Below are 18,595 nucleotides of genomic sequence, written 5' to 3'. Positions count from 1 at the left end.
GCCGCAGCCGCCGTGCGGGCCGGCCCCGACCCCGGGGCGCCTCAACTGCCGCGCCGCGGTCATTCGACGGTACACCGTTCGCGCCAGATGTGAGCTTGCGAGCCCGGCACTTACGCGTACGGCGAACCCGGGTTTGAGCCGGCGTGGCGGGGAGCTCCCCACCCGCCACCCGACCGCACGGTCACGCGGTTCGAGGGGTCGGGCATGGAGGGTGCCTCCACGTCACCGGCCTCTACCGTAGACCGGAAGGCTGAGAGCCCGCTGAACGTCGGCTGACGACCAGCCGGGCGCCGGGGTCAGGCCCGGGCGTAGACCTCGGGCTTCAGCACCCCGACGTAGGGCACCTCGCGGTAGCGCTCGCCGAAGTCGAGGCCGTAGCCGACCACGAATTCGGTCGGGATGTCGAAGCCGACGTACTTCACCGGGACCGGCACCTTGACCGCGTCCGGCTTGCGGAACAGGGCGACCACCTCGACGCTGGCCGCGGAGCGCGACTCCAGGTAGCGCAGCAGCCAGGAGAGGGTCAGACCGGAGTCGACGATGTCCTCCACGACCACGACGTGCCGGCCGGCGATGTCCCGGTCCAGGTCCTTGAGGATCCGGACCACGCCCGAGGAGGTGGTGCCCTGCCCGTACGAGGAGATGGCCATGAAGTCCAGCTCGGCGGGCGGGCCCTGGCGGCCCAGCGCGCGGGCGAAGTCGGCCATGAACATGACCGCGCCCTTGAGCACGCAGACGAGCAGGAGACCGTCCTCGACGTGGGCGTAGTCCGCCGAGACCTGCTTGGCCAGTTCCGCGGTCTTCTCGCGGATCTGCGCCTCGGAAATGATCACGTGGTCGATGTCGGCGTCGTACCAGGAGCCGTCAGCCATGCTCCTAGCCTGCCGTACGCCAGATGGCCTCCGTCGGCGGGGCCGCCCCTTTTGGCGCGGTCCCGCCGAGGATTGACGGCGCAGATGGAGCAAATCACCTCAGCAGGTGCCGGAGCGCCAGCGGCGCCCGTCCTCGGTCGGCTTCCAGTCGGCCGAGTCCCGGGTGTCGGCGGTCAGGCCGAAGGCGCTGGCGGCGACGAGGAGGAGCAGGAAGAGCAGGAGCAGCAGAACGGTCATGGCGGCGCTCGCTTTCGCATGGTTGAGGTGGTTTTCGCCGCCGGTGCGCACCGGACACCATCGAGTCTGCGGGCCGCCGCCCCCGCCGGACAGTGGCAGGAATGCCACCGAGCCTCGATTTCCTGCCACCCGTGGGGTTACCCTCGTCACATGCTCAGATCGGTCGCCGTCGTCGCCCTCGAAGAGGTCGCGGCGTTCGAACTCGGTGTCGTCGCCGAGGTGTTCGGCACCGACCGCACGGCCGACGGCTTCCCCGGCTACCGGTTCGACGTCTGCACGGTGGACGGCGGGCCCGTCCGCAGCCGGTCCGGCTTCCTGCTCACCCCGACCGCCGACCTGGCCCCGGTCGAGGACGCCGACCTGGTGGCCGTGCCCGCCCACGGGGACGGGATGACGGCGGTCCCCGAGCCGGTGCTGGCCGCGCTGCGCCGGGCCGCCGACCGGGGCGCCTGGCTGCTCAGCGTCTGCTCCGGGGCGTTCGTGCTCGGCGCGGCGGGGCTGCTCGACGGGCGCGACTGCACCACCCACTGGCGGCACGTCGACGACCTGCAGGAGCGGTTCCCGGCGGCCCGGGTGCACTGCAACTCGCTCTACGTCCAGGACGGGCGGCTGCTCACGAGCGCCGGCACCGCCGCCGGCATCGACGCCTGCCTGCACCTGGTCCGCCAAGCGCACGGCTCGGCCACGGCCACGCGGTTGGCCCGGCGGATGGTCGTCCCGCCGCACCGCGACGGCGGCCAGGCCCAGTACGTCGAGGCGCCCATCCCGAAGGCGCCCGAGGCGCCCACCCTGGAGCCGGTGCTGGAGTGGCTGATGGGGCACCTGGACCGGACGGTGACCGTGGACGAGCTGGCCGCCCGGGCCGGCATGGCGCCCCGCACCTTCGCCCGCCGCTTCCGGGCCGAGACCGGCACGACGCCGCACGACTGGCTGACCAACCAGCGGGTGCTGCTCGCGCGGCGGCTGCTGGAGGAGACCCGGCTGAGCGTGGAGAGCGTCGCCGACCAGGCCGGGTTCGGCGACGCGGCGGCGCTGCGGCACCACTTCACCCGGCGGGTCGGCACCACCCCGCTCGCGTACCGGACCACGTTCCGGGAGCGGGTGGGCGCCTGATCACCAGCCGAGCATCGCGCCGTCGACCCGGGACTCCGACCCGGCCGTGTAGCCGCCACCGGGCGCCCGCCAGATCGCCTGGCCGTACCCGAACACCGACGGCTCGGCCGCGACGGTGATCTCGTGCCCCCGGGACCGCAGGCCAGCGACCACCTCGGGGTCGAGATCCGGCTCGACCAGCAGCGTCCGGCCGGCGTGCCAGTACCAGCGCGGGGTGTCCAGGGCCGCCTGCGGGTTGCGCCCCGCGTCGACGGTGGCCGACACGAGCTGCACGTGCCCCTGCGGCTGCATGTGCCCGCCCATCACGCCGAACGGGCCGACCGGCGCCCCGTCCCGGGTCAGGAACCCCGGGATGATCGTGTGGAACGGCCGCTTCGCCGGCCCCACCACGTTGGGGTGGTCGGGGTCGAGGCGGAAGCCGAGGCCCCGGTTCTGCAACGCGAACCCGTGCCCGGGGACCACCACGTGCGAGCCGAACGCCAGGTAGGTCGACTGGATCAGGCTGACCATCATGCCGCCCGCGTCGGCGGTGCAGAGGTAGACGGTGCCGCCGCGCTCCGGCTTGCCGGCCACCGGGTCGCCCGCGCGCCCGGTGACCAGGCCCCGGCGGACCGCCGCGTAGCCCGGGTCGAGCAGCGCCGCGGTCGGCACGTCGGCCCGCTCCGGGTCGGCCACGTGGGCGTGCGCGTCGGCGAAGCCCAGCTTCACCGCCTCGATCTGCCAGTGCAGCCGCTCCTCGGGGGACAGCGCGGCCAGATCCACCCCGTCGAGCACCTGGAGCGCCAGCAGCGCGGCGATCCCCTGCCCGTTGGGCGGCAGCTCCCACACCTCGTGCCCCCGGTAGCGCACCGAGACCGGGTCGACCCAGGTCGAGGCGTGCCGGGCCAGGTCGTCGCCGGTCAGGAAACCGCCGGTCCGGGCCGCGTGGTCGTCGATCGCCGCCGCGATCCGCCCCCGGTAGAAGTCCACCGCCCCACTCTCCGCGATCCGCCGCAGCGTGCCTGCGGCGGCGGGGTTGCGCCACCACTCGCCCGCCCCCGGGGCGCGCCCGCCCACGGTGAACACCCGGCGGAACTCGGCGTGCTCCGCCCCGGTCAACGCGTCGTGCGCGGCGACCCCGCGCGCCCAGGCGGCGGCCGTGCCGGGGGCCACCGGGTAGCCGTGCTCGGCGTAGCCGATCCCGTCGGCGAACAGCTCGGCGAAGGGCAGCGAGCCGAACCGCTCGTGCAGGTCGCGCCAGCCGGCCGGGGCGCCCGGCACGGTCACCGGAAGCCAGCCCCGGGCCGGCACGGCCGGCCCGTCGCCCTGCGCCCCGCCGAGCGCGTCGACCGGCGCCGCACCGCGCCCGCCCGTCGCGGTCAGCACGACCTCCCGGGTCAGCGCCGCCGGGGAGCGGCCGGAGGCGTTCAAGCCGTGCAGCCGCTCGCCGTCCCAGACGAGGGCGAACAGGTCGCCGCCGATGTCGTTCGAGGGCGGCTGCACCACGGTCAGGGTGATCGCGGTGGCCAGCGCCGCGTCGACGGCGTTGCCGCCGCGCCGCAGCACGGCCAGACCCGCGGCCGCCGCGAGCGGCTGGCTGGTCGCGACGGCGCCGTGGGGGGCCAGCAGCGGCTGCCGGGGGTACGCCATGAGCCCTGTCTACCGCCTCCGGCGGCTCCCGGCGACCCCGGGTCGGCCTGGGATACCGCCACCTCGCCGAGCTGGTGGATCGACGCGGCACCGCCGGAGGGGTCAGGTGGTGAGGCGGCCGCCGTGGCGGCGCACGCAGAGGCCGCCGGGCAGGTGTGCGGGACCCTGCCCGTGCCAGTCCGTGACGAGGGCGTCCAGCGCCGCCACGTGCCGGTGCGACAGGGCGGCCGGCGAGGCGCCCAGCTCCCGGGCCCAGGCGTGCAGCACCCGCGTACGGACGGCCGCCGGCAGCGCGACCAGAGCGTCGACCGAGAGCCCACCCTCGGCCGCCCGGGCCTCGGCGAGCGCGGCGGCGGCGAGGTCGTCCAGGGCGGCGGTGTCGGCGGCCAGCAGCCGGGCGGTCCGGGCCAGGTTGCCCACCACACCGGGACCGAGCGCCTCGACCAGCGCCGGCAGCAGGTCGGCGCGGACCCGCGAGCGGGCGTACGCGGGGTCGGCGTTGTGTGGATCCGCCCAGGGCGTGAGCCCCAGCGCGGCGCACGCACCCCGGGTGTCGTCGCGGGAGACGTCCAGCAGCGGGCGCAGCAGCGGCACCCCGTCCCACTCGCGGCGGGGCGGCATGCCGGACAGGCCGCGCGGGCCGGCGCCCCGGGCCAGCGCGAGCAGCACCGTCTCGGCCTGGTCGTCCCGGGTGTGCCCGAGCAGCACCCCGGCCGCGCCGTGCCGGCGGGCGCTGGCCAGCAGGGCGGCGTACCGGGCCTCCCGGGCGGCCGCCTCCGGGCCGCCCGGCCGGCCGGCGACGCGCACCGGAACCACCTCGACGGGGTCGAGACCGGCGTCGCGCGCCCAGCCGGCCACGGTCTCGGCGCGCTCGGCCGAGCCGGGTTGCAGGCCGTGGTCGACGGTCACCAGGCCGGCCCGGCGGCCGAGGCGGGGCGCCACGAAGGCGGTGGCCGCGGCCAGGGCCAGCGAGTCGGCACCGCCGGAGCAGGCGACCAGCACCGGCCCGGCCCCGGGCAGCCCGGTCAACGCCCGGCGCACGGCGAGCCGGACGGCGGCGACCGGCGGGGCAACAGGGGTGCTCGTCTTCGTTCGCGACTGCGGGGCTCGCAACCCCGGCTCACTCCTCGCGCTCACGGTGCTCGTCTTCGTTCGCGACTGCGGGGCTCGCAACCCCGGCTCACTCCTCGCGCTCACCAACTCAGCCGGCGGCTGGGGGAATGGTCGCCGCACCGCCGTGCACCCGGGCCACCCAGGCGTCCGGGTCGCCCAGCTCGTCGAGCCGGGGCAGGGTCAGCGGCGAGGAGAAGATCTTGTTGAAGCCGGCCATGCCGACCCGGTCCACCACCCCGTGCACGAACTTGCGGCCCTCCGCGTACTGGCGCATCTTGACCTCGATGCCGAGCACCCGGCGGATCGCCTTCTCCAGCGCGTTGCCGGACTCGCGGCGGCGGTTGAACGCCGCCCGGATCGACTCGACGCTGGGGATGACCTGCGGGCCGACGCCGTCCATGACGAACTCGGCGTGCCCCTCGAGCAGGGTCATGAGCGCGGTGAGCCGGTCCAGCACGGCCCGCTGCGCGGGGGTCTGCACGATGTCCAGCACGCTGGCCCGGCTGTCCGGGTCCTTCACCGCGTCGGAGAGCGTGGCCACCGCGCGGCGCAGCCGTTCCAGGAGGTGCTCGCCGCCCTGCGACGCGTCCACGAACGCCTGCACCTCGCTGAGGAAGTACGCCCGCATCCACGGCACGGCGGTGAACTGGGTGCGGTGGGTCACCTCGTGCAGGCAGACCCAGAGCCGGAAGTCCCGGGGATCGCACCCCAGCTTCCGCTCCACCTCGACGATGTTCGGGGCGACCAGCAGCAGCTGGCCGGGGTCACCGGCGAAGACCTCGTACTGGCCGAGCACCCGGCCGGACAGGTACGCCAGCACCGTGCCGGCCTGCACCCCGGTGAGCCGGGAACCGATCGCCTCGGTGAGCGGGCCGGGGCGCTTGTCGCCGGAGAGCCGGTCCACCAGCGGCGTGATCACCTCGCGGAGGCCGGCGATGTTGGCGGCCGCCCAGTCCCGGCGGTCGACCACGCGGACCGGCGGGTGGGTGACCTGGGGGCGCAGGCCGGTGTAGTCAGCGACGTGACCGGCGGCCTCCTCGGTCAGCCGGCGCAGCTCGCCCACCACGTCGGTGGCCTCGGCGTACGACACCCGGGGGCCCGACTTGCCCAGCGCCCCCGCGGTCGCGGCGGCCAGATCCCAGTCCACGAACTGCGCCATGAACCCACCGTACCCGCGCCGCGACACCCCCACCCGGGCTCACGAGCGCCGATCGACGCCGGCCGCACCGGGCGGAACGGTCAGCGGCAGCCGCAGCCGGCCAGCGCCGAGGAGATCCGGTCGAGGGCCTGCCGGGTCTCGTCGAGGGTGTCCGGGGTGCGGTCGGTGAGGACGGCGAAGGTGAGCAGCCGGCCGTCGGCCGTGGTCACCAGCCCGGCGATGGCGTTCACCCCGCTGAGCGTCCCGGTCTTCGCCCGGACCACGCCCGCGCCGGCCTTCGTCACCGCCGCCTGGTAGCGCTCGTCCAGGGTGCCGGACCAGCCGCCCACCGGCAGCCCGCCGAAGATCGCGGCCAGGTCGGGATGGCTGCCGTTGCCGGCGAGCGTGATCAGGTCGGTGAGCAGCGACGGGCTGATCCGGTTCGTGCGGGACAGCCCGCTGCCGTCGGCCAGGCTGATCTCGTCGGCCGGCAGCCCCAGCTCGCCGAGCACCTGGTCGGTGGCGGCCGCGCCACCGGCGAACGAGCCCGGCTTGCCCTTGGCGAGCGCGACCTGGCGGGCCATGGCCTCGGCGATCACGTTGTCGCTGTCGCTGATCATGATGTCGACCAGGCGGACCATCGGCAGCGACTGGACCTTGCCCAGCTCGGCGCCGGGAGCGGGCGTCCCGGACGCCGTCTCGCCGGAGGCGGCGGGCGCGGTGCCCCGCTTCACCTCGGCGTCGGCTCCGGAGAGCCCGAGGAGCTTGGCGAACTGCCGTCCGGCCGTCAGGTCCGGCTGGGGCACCCGCTCGGCCGCGTGGTTGGTGGCCTCGGCGGTGCGCCGGGCCTCCGCCGCGTCCCGCCGCGCGCCGTCGGTCATCAGCGCGGTGATCGCCGCGCCGAACCCGCCGGTGGGGATGTCGGAGTCCCAGCCGGGCTCGTACACGGGGCCGCTGAACAGGGACGAGTCGACGGTGACCTTGGTCGGGGCGGTGCCGCCGAGCGCCTTGCGCACCTGGGCGGCGAGGTCGTCCAGCCGGGCCGCGCCGGGATAGAAGCCGTTCTTGTCGACCGCGAGGGTCGGGTCACCGCCGCCGACCAGGACCACCTCGCCGGGGGTCGGGCCGGCGACCGCCCGGGTGGGAATCCGGTACGCCGGGCCGCGGGCCGCCAGCACGGCGACCCCGGTCGCCAGCTTGGTCACCGACGCGGGCACGGTCGGGCTGTCCTGCCCCGTGCCGTAGAGCGCCTGGCCGGTCGCCACGTCGGCCACCGAGACGTTCACCCGGTCGCCGAGCGCAGCGGCGCGGACCAGGGGTTCGAGCGCGGCGCGTACCCCGTCGGGGGTGGGCAGCGGCGCGTTGCCGTCCGCGCCGGCCAGCACGACGGGCGGGTCCGGCTCGGGCGACTGCGCGGCGGCGGTCGGCGAGTCCCCGCCCAGCCAGCCGGCCAGCGGGCCGGGACGGACCACGGCCAGCCCGACCGCGGCCAGGGCGACGATCAGCACGCTGGCCAGCACCGCGACCAGCCGGAGGCGGCGCGGGCGCGGAGGCGGGGGCGACGGCGGAGGCGGGGCCGCCCCGACCGGGGGCACCGGCGGGCTCACCGGGATGCCGCCGGGCGCGTCGTACCCGGGCCAGCTCACCGGCGCGGCCGCACCCGGCCCGTGGTCCTGCGGGGCGGCCTGCCCGTAGCCGCGCGGCGCGGCGTGCCCGTATTCGCGCGGTGCGGCCCGCCCGTAGTCCCGTGGGGCGGCCCGCCCGTGATCCTGTGGGGCGGCCTGGCCGTACTGCCGGGGGTCGGCGTGGCCGTGGTCGCGCGACGCGGCGCCGTACTGCCGGGGGTCGGCGTGGCCGTGGTCCCGCGGGCCGGGGTGGCCGTACTCCCCGGGGTTGGCGCGGCCCACCGGGGCGGACCCGGCGGCCGGCCCGGGGCGGTGGGCGGGGTTGGTGCCGGGGATCGAGACGCGGCCGGTGGCCCCGCCGGAGGCGGGACCCGCGGATCCGCGCCCGTCAACTCCCTCGGGGCGGTAGTGTGAATCTTCCCTCCCCACGACCCCCTCCTCCCCCGCTCAAAAGCGCCTTGGGTGACACTACTTCGGTCCGAACACTATGCGGCGGCCGGAGCCGGCGGGGAGCGTTCACCCCGTCCGGTGGGCGGCGCCACTGGTTTCCGTCAGCCAGCGTGGGCAAACGAGGGAGCGTGGGAGATGGATTTCGACGTCACGGTTGAGATCCCGAAGGGTCACCGCAACAAGTACGAGGTGGACCACGCGACCGGCCGGATCCGGCTGGACCGCACCCTCTTCACCTCCACGCAGTACCCGGCCGACTACGGCTTCATCGAGGGCACCCTGGGCGAGGACGGCGACCCGCTGGACGCGCTCGTGCTGGTCCCCGAGCCCACCTTCCCGGGCTGCCTGATCCGCTGCCGCACCATCGGCATGTTCCGGATGACGGACGAGAAGGGCGGCGACGACAAGGTCCTCTGCGTGCCCTACGAGGACCCGCGCCAGGAGCACCTGCGGGACATCCACCACCTGGGCGAGTTCGACCGGCTGGAGATCCAGCACTTCTTCGAGGTCTACAAGGACCTGGAGCCGGGTAAGTCGGTCGAGGGCGCCACCTGGGTGGGCCGCACCGAGGCCGAGGCCGAGATCGTGGCCTCGTACCAGCGTGCCAAGGAGGCCGCCGAGCGCGGCGAGACCCTGCACTGATCTGATCCACGCCGACGGGCCGGGCCGCTCCACGGAGCGACCCGGGCCCTCGTGCGTGCGGGTCAGCCGAGCAGGCCGCGGGCCCGGTCGTAGAGGTCGAGCACCGCGCAGGCCACCGGGACCACGGCGACCACCAGCGCGGTGTCGGTCAGGTCGGCCAGCCGGCCGAGGTACGGGGAGACCGGCCGGCGGGCGTACGTGGCGCCGGCCGCGACGGCCACCAGGGCCAGGGCCAGCCCGCCGACGGTCAGCGCCAGCCGGCCGGCCGGACCGGACCGGTCGGCGAGCACCGCGCCGAGCAGGGCGTACCCGGCCAGTCCGGCGGCGACGGCCGGCACCCGGTGGCGGACCGCCACGAAGAGCCGGGAGCGCAGCAGCAGCACCCCGCAGCCCACCGCCGCCAGCAGCCGACCGGCGAGCCCGCCGATGGTGACGAGCACCGCGGTGGCCGCGACGGCCAGCACCGCGTGCCCGAGCAGCATCCCGGTCAGCATCTCCTCGGTGCGGGCCACGGCCGCGTGCACCCGGGCCCGGTCGGGCAGGTCACGGACGCCGGGCGCGGGCAGGGTGACCGGCGGCAGCGGCACCTTGCCGAGCCGGATGGCCAGCAGCGGCAGCCCGCCGAGCGCGAAGACCAGCGCGCAGAGCAGCACGGCGGCGGTGCCGGCCGGGTCGAGGAACAGCCCGCCGAGGCCGGCCGCCGCGCCGGCCGCGCCGGTGGTCGCGCCGGCCAGGAAGACCCGGGACCGGCTCGCCACCCCGAGCAGGCCCAGCACCGACACCAGCAGCAGCGCCACCGAGCCGGCGAGCAGTTCGGGCGCGCCGACCCAGGGCAGCGGACGGAACGGGCCGACCGGGTCGCCGGAGCCGACCGCCAGGGCGCCGGCCGCGGCGGCCCAGGGCAGCGCGTACCCGCCGAGGGTGGCGCCGACCGGGCCGTCGCCGTAGGCCCGGGAGGCGGCGGTGGCGGCGAGCACCAGGAGCAGGGCCACGGCGGCGGCGACCGGCCAGCCGCGGTGCGGCCCGGCACCGGCGGCCAGCACGGCGAGCAGCCCGACGGCCAGCGGGACGCCCGCCCCGGCCAGCGCGGCGGCCCGGGTGGCCCGGGGCGACCAGGCGGCTCCGCGCCGGCGGGCACCGTCGGCGATCGCCTCGATCACGTCGTCGTACTCCAGCTCGGGCCACTGGGCGCGGGCCGGGACGAGGTGCAGCACCTCGCCGTCGCGGACGCCCTGGGGCAGCAGCGCCTGCGCGGTGGCGAGCACCGCCCCGTCGGTGCGGCGCAGCACCCAGCCGCCGTGCCGTTCGCCGTCGTCGGCCAGGCCCTCCCCGGCGTGCCGGAGCACCTCGGGCAGCAGCTCGGCGAGGGGAACCTGCTCCGGCAGGGCCACGTCGACCCGCCGCCGGGGGGCGCTGATCGTGACCCGGGCCAGCCCGCTTGTCATCGATGTCTCTCCATATCGAGCGGGAACGGTGGCTGACGGACGAGTGGACTTTACCTACGATGAGCCAGGCTCAGGTTACCGAGAGCCATGGGGAGGCCGAGTGTCCACTGTCGTCGTCAAGCGGCCGCCACGCCGCCCGGCCCCGGAGATCCCGGCCGGCGAGCTGCCCGTGGAGGCGCCGCCGGAGATCCCCGCGGTGGCCGGTGGGCGCTGGCAGCAGGCGCTGATGGTGCTGCCGATGCTCGGCGGGACGGTGGCCATGGCCATGATGTTCGGCCGGGGCGGCGGGGCCTACTCGTACGTGGTGGGCGGCATGTTCGGGCTCTCCTCGGTGGCGATGCTGGTGACCTCGTGGGGCAGCGCCGGCCCGAAGAAGTCGGAGATGATGGCCGCCCGCCGGGAGTACCTCCGGCACCTCGCCGCGCTGCGCCGGCGGGTGCGGGAGACCGCCGGCGCGCAGCGGGCCGGGCTCTACTACCGGCACCCCGACCCGGGGCGGCTCTGGTCGACGGTGGACAGCCACCGGGTCTGGGAACGCCGGCCAGGCGACCCGGACTTCGCCGTGGTCCGGGTCGGGGTCGGGCCGCAGACGCTGGCCACCCCGCTGCTCCCGCCGGTCACCCGGCCGCTCGACGAGCTGGAGCCGATGACCGCCGGCGCGCTGCGGCGCTTCCTGGACGCGTACTCCGTGGTGCCCGACCTGCCCGTGGCGCTCTCGCTGCGCAGCTTCGCCCGGGTCTTCGTCCGCGGCCCGGCCGGCGAGGTCCGCGGGGCTGGCTCCCCGGCCGCCCAGGCGCTGGCCCGGGCGGTGCTCACCCAGCTCGCCGTCTTCCACGCCCCCGACGAACTGCTCGTCGCCGTCTGCGCCGGGCCGGAACGCCGGGCGGGGTGGGAGTGGGTCAAGTGGCTGCCGCACGCCCACCACCCGGCGCGCACCGACGCGCTCGGGCCGGTCCGGCTGGTCACCAGCTCCGCGGCCGAGCTGGAACGGCTCCTCGACGACGTGCTGGGCAGCCGCTCCCGCTTCAGCCCGGCCGGTCCGGCCACCGACGGGCCGCACGTCGTGGTGGTGCTCGACGGTGGCGACCTGACCGGCGCCACCGATCTGGCCGGCGACGGCGGGATCGACGCGGTCACCGTGCTCGACCTGGACAGCCCGCCGCCCCGCCTGCTCGACCGGTACGCCCTCCTGCTCGACCTGGTCGACGGCCGGCTGCACTCGCACTCCGCCGACGGGCACGCCGAGGTGGGCACGGCCGACGCGCTGGAGCCGGCCGACGCCGAGGCGGTCGCCCGCCGGCTCGCCCCGCTGCGGCTGGCCGGCGCGGCACGCGGACCGGACGCCCCGCCCGGCGCCGAGCCCGGCCTGCCCGAGCTGCTCGGCCTCGGCGAGCCGGAGAGCTTCACCGCCGAGCAGGGCTGGACGCCCCGGGCGGCCCGGGACCGGCTCCGGGTGCCGATCGGGGTGGGCGCCGACGGCGGGGCGATCGAGCTGGACCTCAAGGAGTCGGCGCAGGACGGGATGGGCCCGCACGGGCTGCTCATCGGCGCCACCGGGTCGGGCAAGTCGGAGCTGCTCCGCACGCTGGTGCTCGGGCTCGCCGCCACGCACAGCTCGGAGCAGCTGAACTTCGTGCTGGTCGACTTCAAGGGCGGCGCCACCTTCGCGCCGTTCGCACGGCTGCCGCACACGGCCGCGGTCATCACCAACCTGGCCGACGCGCTGCCGCTGGTCGACCGGATGGTCGACGCGATCAACGGCGAGCTGATACGCCGGCAGGAGCTGCTGCGCCGGGCCGGCAACTTCGCGAGCGTGCGCGACTACGAGCGGGCCCGGGCGGCCGGCACCCCGCTCGCCCCGCTGCCGTCGCTGCTGCTCATCTGCGACGAGTTCTCCGAGCTGCTCTCCGCCAAGCCCGACTTCATCGACCTCTTCGTGCAGATCGGCCGGCTGGGTCGCTCGCTCGGCGTGCACCTGCTGCTCGCGTCCCAACGGCTCGAGGAGGGCCGGCTGCGCGGGCTGGACACCCACCTGTCGTACCGGATCGGGTTGCGCACCTTCTCGGCGCTGGAGTCCCGGACGGTGCTCGGCGTGCCGGACGCGCACGAGCTGCCCCGCAGCCCGGGGCACGGCTACCTGCGCTCGGGCACCGACCCGCTGGTCCGGTTCAAGGCCGCGTACGTCTCCGGCGCGGTGCGCCGGCGCGGCGGCCCGGCGGGCGCGGCCGGCACCCCGGGCCCCCGGCTGCTCGCCTTCTCCACCCACCTGGTGCCGGTGCCCGAGCCGGCCACCCCGGCCGCCCTCCCCGCCGAGGAGGAGACCGGCGAGACCCTGCTCGACCTGATGGTGGGGCGGCTCGCCGGGCAGGGCCCGCCGGCGCACCAGGTGTGGCTGCCCCCGCTGGACACCGCGCCCGCGCTGGACGAGCTGCTCGGCCCGGTCGGCCCGGACCCGGCGCGCGGGCTCACCGTGGCCAACCCGGAGCTGCACGGCGCCCTCCAGGTGCCGGTGGCCGTGGTGGACAAGCCGTTCGAGCAGCGCCGCGACCTGCTGTGGCTGGCCCTGGACGGGGCGGCCGGGCACGTCGCGGTGGTCGGCACCACCCGCAGCGGCCGGTCCACCCTGCTCCGCTCCCTGGTCTGCGCGCTGGCGCTCACCCACACCCCGGCCGAGGTGCAGGTCTACTGCCTGGACTTCGGCGGCGGGACGCTCGGCGCGCTGCGCGACCTCCCGCACGTCGGCGGGGTCAGCGGCCGGACCGACGACACCGCGGTACGCCGGACCGTCGGCGAGATCGCCACCCTGCTGGCCGAGCGGGAGCGGCGGTTCACCGAGGCGGGGGTGGAGTCGATGGCGGCCTGGCGGCGGCGACGGGCCGCGGCCCCGGCCGGGAGCCACCCGGCCACCCACCCGTTCGGCGACGTGTTCCTGGTGGTCGACGGCTGGAACACCCTGCGCGGCGAGTACGAGGACCTGGAGCCGCTGGTCACCGAGCTGGCCACCCGCGGCCTGGCGTACGGGGTGCACGTGGTGGCGAGCGCGCTGCGCTGGTCGGACTTCCGGCCGGCGATCCGCGACCTGTTCGGCTCCCGGCTGGAGCTGCGCCTCGGCGACCCGGCCGACTCGGTGGTGGTGAAGCGCGCCCTGGCGGCGACCGTGCCGGAGGAGCGGCCGGGGCGGGGAATCACCGCGGGCGGGCTGCACTTCCTCGCCGCCGCGCCCCGGGTCGCCGGCCTCGGCGACGAGACCGGGGATCTGGTCAAGGCGGTCGCCGGGGCCTGGGCCGGACCGGCCGCGCCCCGGGTGCGGCTGCTCCCGCCGGTCCTGCCCTACGCCGAGCTGGACCAGGCCGCGACCAGCGGGCTGGCCTTCCCGATCGGGGTGGCCGAGGCGGACCTGCGCCCGGTGGTGCTGGACTTCGCCACCGAGCCCAACTTCGTGGTCTTCGGCGACGCCGAGTGCGGCAAGTCCTCGTTCCTGCGCGCGCTGGCCACCTCGATCGTCCGGCGGTTCACCCCGGAGCAGGCCCGGGTGATCCTGGTCGACTACCGGCGCAGCCTGATGGGCACCATCGAGACGGCCCACCTGATCGGTTACGGGACCGCCGCGCCACACACGGCCGAGCTGGTGGATTCGGCGGCCGGCTACCTCCAGGGGCGGCTGCCGGGGCCGGACGTCACCCCGGCCGAGCTGCGTACCCGGTCGTGGTGGACCGGGCCGGAGCTGTTCGTGCTGGTGGACGACTACGACCTGGTGGCCGGCGGGCCGACCAACCCGTTGCGGGCGCTGGAGGAGCACCTGCCGCACGCCCGGGACGTCGGCCTGCACCTCGTGCTGGCCCGCCGTTCCGGTGGCGCGGGCCGGACCTCGTTCGAGCCGATCATCCAGCGGCTGCGGGAGCTGTCCACCGCCGGGCTGGTGATGTCGGGCGGCCCGGAGGAAGGCCCGCTCGTCGGCCAGGTCAAGGCGGGTCCGCTGCCACCGGGGCGGGGCCGGCTGGTGACCCGGCGCGAGGGCGTACGCCTGGTCCAGCTGGCCCATCTCCCACCCGGGTGACCGGAGTTGCACCGTGACGCGCGCGAAAACCGGTAATCTCCGAGCAGCATGTGTCTGACGCGATGAAATGGCTGGGGAATGTGACCAGGGATCGGCAGGGAGTTCCCACCGCGCCTCCCCGGCGTCTCGCCGGCCGCGCGCTGCTCGCCGCGGCGGCGGTCGTGGCCGCCGTGGCCGGTCCCCTCGCGCCGCCCGCTCACGCCGCCCCGGCCACCGCCGCACCGGGAGCCGCCCGGCTGGCGCCGGCGGACGAGTTCGCCGGGGTGGACCCGACCCGCGACGGCCAGTGGCAGCTCGCCAGCCTGCGGGCACAGACCGCGTGGCAGACCTCCACCGGTCGCGGCGTCATCGTCGCGGTGGTCGACTCCGGAGTCGACGCTTCCCATCCCGACCTGGCCGGCCAGGTGCTGTCCGGCGTGGACCTGGTCTCCGGCGGCGCCGACGGGCCCGACCCGGTGGGGCACGGCACCACGGTGGCCGGCCTCATCGCCGGGCGCCGGGACGACGATCGTGGCGCGGTCGGGCTGGCGCCGGATGCCAAGATCCTTCCGGTCCGGGTGCTCGACCAGGAGAACCGGTACGACGACGCGGGCACGGTCGCCGACGGGGTGTACTGGGCGGTCGACCACGGCGCCCGTGTGATCAACCTTTCCCTCGGTGGGAGCGACACCAGCGACTCCCTGGCCGCCGCCATCGACTACGCCTTCGCCCGCAACGTCGTGGTGGTCGCCTGCACGGGCAACCTGGCCACCTCGAACAGCCGCGACGTCTGGTACCCGGCCCGCGAGCCGGGCGTCCTCGCCGTCACCGGGCTGGACGCGAACGACAACCTCTGGTCCGGCGCCATCACCGGTCACGAGACGGTGCTCAGCGCCCCGGCCACCGCGATCAACGGGGCCCGGCCCGGCGGATACTGGCTAGTGCAGGGCACCAGCTTCGCGGCTCCGCTGGTCGCGGCGACCGCGGCCCTCGTCCGGGCCCGGTACCCGCAGATGTCGGCAGCGGACGTGGTCAACCGGATCATCAACACGGCCCGGGACCTCGGGCCCACCGGCCGCGACGACCGGTTCGGCTACGGCATGGTGGATCCGGTGGCGGCCCTGACCGCCGACGTGCCCGCGGTGCAGCGCAACCCGCTCGACGACAACGGCTCGCCCGGGACGGTGGGCTTCGGCTGGGCGCCCGGCCTGGGGCCGGACACCAGGGCCGCCGCCGGGGCGGGCGGCGACCGGTTCAGCGTCGCCGCGCCGCAGCAGCAGACCCGGTGGGCGGCCCACCCGGCCGGCCAGGTCGCCGACTCGGCGCGGGAGCGGCTCTGGCCCGGGCTCGCAATGTTCGTCGCCCTGGTCACCAGTGCCGCGCTGGTGGTCCGCCGGCTACGCCAGTCCCGCCGCTGACCGGCGGCGGCTCCAGGTCGCGGCGCGGCGAAGACGCGCCGAGCTGGAGTCGTCGGTGGCACCCGTCTGACCTGGCCCCACCCTGGGTAGGGAACAGCACATGAACACGCCCGTCGGCCTCTCCACTCGCGATCGGTCCTGGCGGCACCGCCGCCTGGACCCGGACCATTCGCTGGGCCTCCGGCTGACCCTGGCGGCCACCGCCGCGTTCCTGGTGCTGGTGCCGTTCGCCCTGCTCGCGCTGCTGGTGCTGGGCGCCTGGTCGCCGCTGTCCCGGCTGGACGCCGCGATCACCGACGCCCTGCACGGGTACGCCCTCGACCACCCGGCCTGGGTCCGGCTGACCGAGGTCTGGACCCACGTCTTCGGGCCCGGCCCGCTCCGGCTGGCCGCCGCCGGCGTGGTGGTGTGGTTGCTGTGGCGCGGCGCGCCCCGGCTGGCCCTCTGGGTGGTCACCACGATGACCGTCGGTGGGCTGCTCGGCGCGCTGCTGAAACTGCTCGTCGGCCGGCACCGGCCGGACCTGCTCGACCCGGTGGCCCGGGCGGCCGGCTACTCCTTCCCGTCCGGCCACGCGCTGAACGCCACCCTGGCCGCCGGGGTGCTCCTGCTGGTCTTCCTGCCGTTCGCCCGGCACAGCCGGGTGTGGCGCGGCGCGCTCTGGGTGGCCGCGGTGCTCATCGCGGTGCTGACCGGGCTCAGCCGGATCGCACTGGGCGTGCACTGGACCAGCGACGTGGTCGGCGGCTGGCTGCTCGGCGTGGCGGTGGTGGTCGCCACCGCGGCCGCGTTCTCCACCTGGCGGACCCGGGTCGGCCGGCGGCCGGTGCGTACGGCCCGGGAGGGGGTCGAGCCGGAGGTGGCCGAGCCGGGGCCGGACGGCCGCCACGCGTAGTCGGGCACCCGTTGGGGTAATGGGCGGCCCATGTCCGATGTCGCGGTCCACATCGCCCGGCGGGTGCTCCTGCCGGTGGCCCTGCTCTTCGCCGTCCTGGTGGGGTTGGGCCTGCTGGTCACCCGGGTGCTCGCGACGACCTGGCCGTTCACCGTGGAGGACGCGGTCAACCGCGAGTTGGCCGCGCACCGGACACCCGGCTGGAACGACGTCTCGCTGGTGTTCAGCACGCTGGCCAGCACCCAGCTGATCGTCGTGGTGACCGTGCTGGCGGCGCTGGTGCTGCGGCTCGTGCTGCACCGCTGGCGGGAGCCGATCTTCCTCTGCGCCGCCGTGAGCGCGCAGGCGCTGATCTTCCTCTTCACCACGATGGTCATCGACCGCCACCGGCCGGCCGTCGAGCACATGGACGACTCGCCGCCGACCTCCAGCTTCCCCTCGGGGCACACCTCGGCCGCGATGGCGCTCTACGTCGGCCTCGCGGTGCTGCTCGCGCTGCGGGCGCGGAGCAGGCCGGCCAAGGTCGCCTGGTGGACCCTCCTCGTGCTGGTCCCGGTCGGGGTCGCCCTCACCCGGATGTACCGGGGCATGCACCATCCGAGCGACGTGGTGGCGTCCTTCCTCAACGGCGCCGCCTGCGTGGCGATCATGGCGCGGGCCGTGCTGGACCGCACGCTCACCTGGGGCCGGGCCAAACTGCCGCTCGGCCGCTCCGGGGGCGACGTGGCCCCGGCGCGCACCGCCGCCCGCTGATCACCGGCGGCTCAGGTGCACTCGCCGGTGGCGACCCCCCGGGTACGCTCCGCGCCGGCCAGCGCCACCGACCGGGCCTCGGCGGCGGTCACCGCGAAGCCGGTGTTCGGGTCGTCCGCGGCGGCGGCGAAGATCACGCCGAGCACCAGCCCGTTCGAGGAGACCAGCGGGCCGCCCGAGTTGCCGCTGCGGACCAGCGCCCGGATCGTGTAGATCTCCCGGGTCACGTCACCGGACGAGTAGATGTCCGGCCCGGTGATCCGGTCGACGTCCCGGATCCGGGCCGGGCGGGCGTCGTACGGACCGTCGAGGGGGAAGCCCAGCACGATGGCGTCGGCCCCGCTGCCGGCCTCACCGGCGGCGAAGCGCAGCGACGGTCCGGGCAGCCCCGGAACGTGCAGCACGGCCAGGTCCCGTGCGGGGTCGTAGACGACGACCTCACCGTCGTAGCGCTCGCCGCGCAGCTCCACGGCCACCGACCGGGTGCCCGCCACCACGTGCGCGTTGGTCATCACCCGGTCGTCGGCGTACACGAAGCCGGAGCCCTCGATGCGGCGGGCGCAGCTCGGCGCGGAGCCCAGCACCTTCACCACCGCCCGCTGGCTGTTCTTCACCACCTGCGAGTTGGCCAGTGCCGGGTCGGGCGGGGAGACCTGCCGGGCCCGGGTGGGCGCGAGGTCGCCGAAGACGTCCGGGAAGCCGTTGGTGTCGACCGTGTCGCGCAGTGCCGTGGACAGCTCCTGCGCCTGGTCCGGCAGCACCCGGTCGACCACGGTGAGCAGGGCGCTGTTGCGGACCGAGGAGGCCAGCCAGGGCACCGACGAGGAGCCCAGCGGCACGGCGACCAGCCAGGCCACCAGCATGACCGCGAAGACCGAGATGACCGCGCCGCCGGCGTCGTCGATCTTCCGCCCGGCGGGCCCGGTGATCGCGGCCCGCAGGTTGGAGCCCAGCCAGCCGGCCAGCGCCTGCCCCAGCACGGCCAGCCCGAAGATGGCGACCAGGGAGATCAGCACGCGTGTCCCGCTGTCGGTGAACTGCCGGGCGACCAGGGGCCCGAGCTGCAGGCCGAGCAGCGCGCCCAGGAAGAAACCGGAGAACGACAGCGCCCCGATGACGAAACCCTGACGGTATCCGCTGATCGCGAACACGAGCATGAGCAGGAGCAGTACGAGATCCACGGCGGACACGCCCCCAGGGTACGGGCACCGCGCCCCGAAGAGGCTGAC

Annotated in this window: 14 protein-coding genes; 6 read left to right on the top strand and 8 right to left on the bottom strand. The window is 75.9% G+C overall.

The window, feature by feature from the left end:
* Positions 1–296 precede the first annotated feature (296 nt).
* Both hpt and RMN56_RS13260 read right to left on the bottom strand, forming a co-directional pair.
* The gene (gene hpt, locus RMN56_RS13265; protein WP_262282689.1) at positions 297–872 is read right to left on the bottom strand and encodes a hypoxanthine phosphoribosyltransferase; all 576 of its coding nucleotides are present in this window, start codon (positions 870–872) and stop codon (positions 297–299) included.
* A gap of 99 nt (positions 873–971) precedes the next feature.
* A complete protein-coding gene (locus RMN56_RS13260) occupies positions 972–1,109 on the bottom strand; it encodes a hypothetical protein (RefSeq protein WP_262282688.1) in 138 nt (45 codons plus the stop codon).
* 150 nt (positions 1,110–1,259) lie between these two features.
* Here RMN56_RS13260 and RMN56_RS13255 point away from each other — a divergent pair, with 150 nt between their 5' ends.
* Positions 1,260–2,222: a GlxA family transcriptional regulator gene (locus RMN56_RS13255; RefSeq protein ID WP_313724081.1), complete on the top strand. Its 963-nt coding sequence runs from the start codon at positions 1,260–1,262 to the stop codon at positions 2,220–2,222.
* Here RMN56_RS13255 and RMN56_RS13250 read toward each other — a convergent pair whose 3' ends face one another.
* The 4 genes from RMN56_RS13250 to dacB form a co-directional block, all read right to left on the bottom strand.
* Entirely contained in the window at positions 2,223–3,851 is a 1,629-nt protein-coding gene (locus tag RMN56_RS13250; RefSeq protein WP_313724080.1) for a gamma-glutamyltransferase family protein, read from the bottom strand.
* A 102-nt stretch (positions 3,852–3,953) separates the two neighbouring features.
* Complete coding sequence (tilS, locus tag RMN56_RS13245; protein ID WP_313724736.1) at positions 3,954–4,964, bottom strand: tRNA lysidine(34) synthetase TilS; 1,011 nt, start codon at positions 4,962–4,964, stop codon at positions 3,954–3,956.
* A gap of 88 nt (positions 4,965–5,052) precedes the next feature.
* Complete coding sequence (locus RMN56_RS13240; protein WP_313724079.1) at positions 5,053–6,123, bottom strand: Rv3626c family coenzyme F420 biosynthesis-associated protein; 1,071 nt, start codon at positions 6,121–6,123, stop codon at positions 5,053–5,055.
* An 80-nt stretch (positions 6,124–6,203) separates the two neighbouring features.
* On the bottom strand, positions 6,204–7,715 hold the full coding sequence (dacB, locus tag RMN56_RS13235) for a D-alanyl-D-alanine carboxypeptidase/D-alanyl-D-alanine endopeptidase (RefSeq protein ID WP_376787321.1): 1,512 nt from the start codon (positions 7,713–7,715) through the stop codon (positions 6,204–6,206).
* Positions 7,716–8,312: 597 nt separating this feature from the next.
* On the opposite strand from dacB, the gene RMN56_RS13230 reads away from it, so the two are divergent.
* Positions 8,313–8,819 carry an inorganic diphosphatase gene (locus tag RMN56_RS13230; protein ID WP_091266984.1) on the top strand — a complete coding sequence of 169 codons (507 nt, stop codon included), beginning with the start codon at positions 8,313–8,315 and terminating at the stop codon, positions 8,817–8,819.
* Positions 8,820–8,881: 62 nt separating this feature from the next.
* On the opposite strand, the gene eccD is transcribed toward RMN56_RS13230, so the two are convergent.
* A complete protein-coding gene (gene eccD, locus RMN56_RS13225; protein WP_313724078.1) occupies positions 8,882–10,264 on the bottom strand; it encodes a type VII secretion integral membrane protein EccD in 1,383 nt (460 codons plus the stop codon).
* A gap of 100 nt (positions 10,265–10,364) precedes the next feature.
* Here eccD and eccCa point away from each other — a divergent pair, with 100 nt between their 5' ends.
* From eccCa to RMN56_RS13205, 4 genes are all read left to right on the top strand, one after another.
* Positions 10,365–14,321 carry a type VII secretion protein EccCa gene (eccCa, locus tag RMN56_RS13220; protein WP_313724077.1) on the top strand — a complete coding sequence of 1,319 codons (3,957 nt, stop codon included), beginning with the start codon at positions 10,365–10,367 and terminating at the stop codon, positions 14,319–14,321.
* Positions 14,322–14,383: 62 nt separating this feature from the next.
* A complete protein-coding gene (gene mycP, locus RMN56_RS13215; RefSeq protein ID WP_313724076.1) occupies positions 14,384–15,718 on the top strand; it encodes a type VII secretion-associated serine protease mycosin in 1,335 nt (444 codons plus the stop codon).
* A gap of 100 nt (positions 15,719–15,818) precedes the next feature.
* A complete protein-coding gene (locus RMN56_RS13210; protein ID WP_313724075.1) occupies positions 15,819–16,613 on the top strand; it encodes a phosphatase PAP2 family protein in 795 nt (264 codons plus the stop codon).
* A gap of 30 nt (positions 16,614–16,643) precedes the next feature.
* A complete protein-coding gene (locus RMN56_RS13205; RefSeq protein WP_313724074.1) occupies positions 16,644–17,366 on the top strand; it encodes a phosphatase PAP2 family protein in 723 nt (240 codons plus the stop codon).
* Positions 17,367–17,377: 11 nt separating this feature from the next.
* Here RMN56_RS13205 and RMN56_RS13200 read toward each other — a convergent pair whose 3' ends face one another.
* A complete protein-coding gene (locus tag RMN56_RS13200) occupies positions 17,378–18,556 on the bottom strand; it encodes a MarP family serine protease (RefSeq protein ID WP_313724073.1) in 1,179 nt (392 codons plus the stop codon).
* Positions 18,557–18,595: the final 39 nt, after the last annotated feature.

It is taken from the genome of Micromonospora halotolerans (assembly GCF_032108445.1).
GTDB classification, from domain to species: Bacteria; Actinomycetota; Actinomycetes; order Mycobacteriales; family Micromonosporaceae; genus Micromonospora; species Micromonospora halotolerans.
The sequence above is the reverse complement of the archived record's forward strand: the minus strand, read 5'-3'. Positions and strand labels throughout refer to the sequence as shown.